Source organism: Lactonifactor sp. BIOML-A5, from assembly GCF_009677585.1.
GTDB lineage: Bacteria > Bacillota > Clostridia > Lachnospirales > Lachnospiraceae > Lactonifactor.
In genome coordinates this window covers 1-2,582 of the sequence record NZ_WKYV01000061.1, presented here as the reverse complement: position 1 = coordinate 2,582, position 2,582 = coordinate 1, and the positions used below count along the sequence as shown (strand labels likewise).

2 protein-coding genes are annotated in these 2,582 nt (G+C 48.9%); both read right to left on the bottom strand.

Features of this window, described 5'->3' with window-relative positions; all coding sequences use genetic code 11:
- Positions 1-92: 92 nt before the first annotated feature.
- Complete coding sequence (locus tag GKG41_RS22990) at positions 93-830, bottom strand: ATP-binding protein (RefSeq protein ID WP_154263235.1); 738 nt, start codon at positions 828-830, stop codon at positions 93-95.
- A complete protein-coding gene (istA, locus tag GKG41_RS22985; protein ID WP_243141090.1) occupies positions 817-2,430 on the bottom strand; it encodes an IS21 family transposase in 1,614 nt (537 codons plus the stop codon). The genes GKG41_RS22990 and istA overlap by 14 nt, the downstream gene beginning before the upstream one ends.
- Positions 2,431-2,582 lie beyond the last annotated feature (152 nt).

The following is a 2,582-nucleotide window of genomic DNA, read 5'->3' as shown; positions in this document are numbered from 1 at the left end:
TGCATTCTGCGGAGCCCAGCGGACTCTGATGCGTTTCAGAGCGGACGCTATGCGGATCATAACGGACGCCCCAAAACGCTCGATTTTGTCGTTTAGTTTCTCAGCTGAATCACTACTGTGTAGTGCTTCGTTGCCCGCTTAAGTATCGCATTGGCAGATACTTCATCATTAAGAATCATCGAAGCCCAGCTGTTCGGCTCTCTCTGAGAGCATACAATCGTGCACCTTGATAATTCACTACGTTTTTCCATGACTTCAAAGAGAACTTTGATCTCGCGCTCATCGGTAATGGTGTGGAGCAGGAAATCATCCAGGATCAACAGATCAAGATTCAGGTAAAATCGAACCTTCTTCTGATACTTCGTGTAGTCGGCCTGTTTCAGAGCTACCATTGTTTCCAGAAACTCTTCGCAATGGTGATACATTGCCCTGTAATTAAGGCATGCATGGGTCCCAAGCGCCTTTGCCAGATACGATTTACCGCTGTCAGAGGGACCAAGAATACACACATTCAATCCCTCTCTGATAAACTCAAGCGAAGACAGCGTCGAGTTAATACCAGAGGGCAGGTAAATCCGCTCAGCTGAGTCCTTGCACTTATCCAGCGATTGCGGGCCACCGGACAGATGAGCACGTTTCAGCCTGTTCTGGAATCGCTGAGAAGTCTTGCCTTGGTATTCTGGCTCTACAACCTGCTCAAGCAGTGACACACCATCCAACTCATCAAAGGATCCGGAGTGATACAATGCGTCGAGAGAGGCAGCCATGCTGGAGAGTTTCAGCTCATTAAGCTCATCCACAAGCTCATTAATACGGTCATGCTTCGTCATCGCGCACCTCCCCGGCCAGCTTACTGCTCTTAGTGAGAAGCCGGTCTATATCACCGGCATGAGGGCTCATGACAAAGGCGCCTTTATTTCGCTTCTCGTTAAGCTTTGTATTGAAACCGGCAGTGCCGATCTCTTCAGCAACTGCAGCAATCGAATTCTTGACAAAGGAATACGAGATATGGTTTGTCTCGATCGCCATCCTGCAGCAGTCCTCCAGTGCACGTTTGCTGTACTTCTTTGTGTAGTTGAGTATGCCAAGGCACAGGCGGTAAGTCTGGACTTCATGTTCACGGCTTTTCAGGATGTGCTCGATAACCTTGACCGTATTCGGGCCAACGGTCATAGCTTTCCGGGTGAAATAAGTCGCATTCCATTCGGACATTTGTTTATAACTCTCCGGAAGATGTGCCGGATTGGTGAGCCATTCTCCGCGATGGGATGCCCTGCGCCAGCTGACGATCAGTTCCCCCTTCATGGAGTAGATGTTGACTACAGAGGCAGAAGCCGCAACCATTACACTTTTATGCAGATACGCCTTATCTACGCTATAATAAGCATTGTCGAAGCGGATGTGGAAGTCGCCAGACACCTTTGCTGTCCTTCTCTCCATGTACTCGTAATGCACGGAGGGAAGCGGCAGCAATTCATGCCGTTCCTCTATCCACTGATCGTATCTGCTGTAATCTTTCTTTGTGAAGTTTTCATGGTTCAATGCATCCAGCTTTGACCAGAGATCCCGGTTGAACTGTTCCAAAGAAAAATAGCGGTTTTCCTCAAGGTCGTGGAAGAAGCCCTTCTCAAGGATACCCACAGCGTTTTCTACACTGCTTTTCCATTTGGGTTTGCGGACCTTGGCCGGCAGAATAACGGTGTGATTATGTTCTGCCCATGCGGCATAATCCTTATTCAGATCCGGATCGATCCAGTCCTTGTTGGCAGTTACAGCCTGCTTGCAGTTGTCGCATACTACAATGGTCGGTACACCGCCAAAGTAGTCAAGAGCGTGGTTATTTACCTCGATCCATTGAGGTTCCGCAGTCGAGATCATCCCTTCCGCATAAATATACTGTGAGTACGGGAGTATTGCGACAAACACAACGATGACCGTTATCTCGCCGGTGAGCTTATCGATCAGGTCAAATGTTTTGCCGGCAAAGTCGACTTCCATCTTCTGGCCGGTCACAGCCTGGATGTGCAGGGTCTCATAGTTCTCGTCGCACCAGCGGGCGTACAGCTCACAAAACTGACGGTATTGATAGGGCCTGACCTCCTTGGCGGCACAGTTCTTCTGATACCGGCCCCACAGATAGACAAGCGTCATGTTCTTTCGCTCCTCCATCTGCTGATGCACCCTGGCGAAATCGGGCTGTTCATAATCAGCGCTCCGATTGTTGGTTCCTGGTTCATGCCTGTAAACCAGTTCATAGATCGCGTAATTCGTGATCCCATCCGGAAGAGGATACGACAACTTCTCACACTTTTCAAAAGCGCGGATGAAGTCGTTGATTCCGGATTTGCTTGCACTGAACTCTTCAGCGAGTTCCTTATAGCTCATGTTCAGTGCGTACCGTTTGATAATGATGCTTTTGTAATCTAACATACGGCATCCTCCTTAATGATTAGTCCACCTTTCGATGGCCAATAATCATTATAAGAGAACCGTAGTTAATCAATCATAATAGGTTAGTCCGCTCGCTCCGCATCGCGTCCGTTTTGCTCCGCAAAACCGTCCGTTGGAGTCCGCCGACTGCA

Coding starts and splice junctions, on each gene's coding strand:
- GKG41_RS22990 (WP_154263235.1), bottom strand. CDS start 830: ATGACGAAGCATGACCGTATTAATGAGCTTGTGGATGAGCTTAATGAG.
- istA (WP_243141090.1), bottom strand. CDS start 2,430: ATGTTAGATTACAAAAGCATCATTATCAAACGGTACGCACTGAACATG.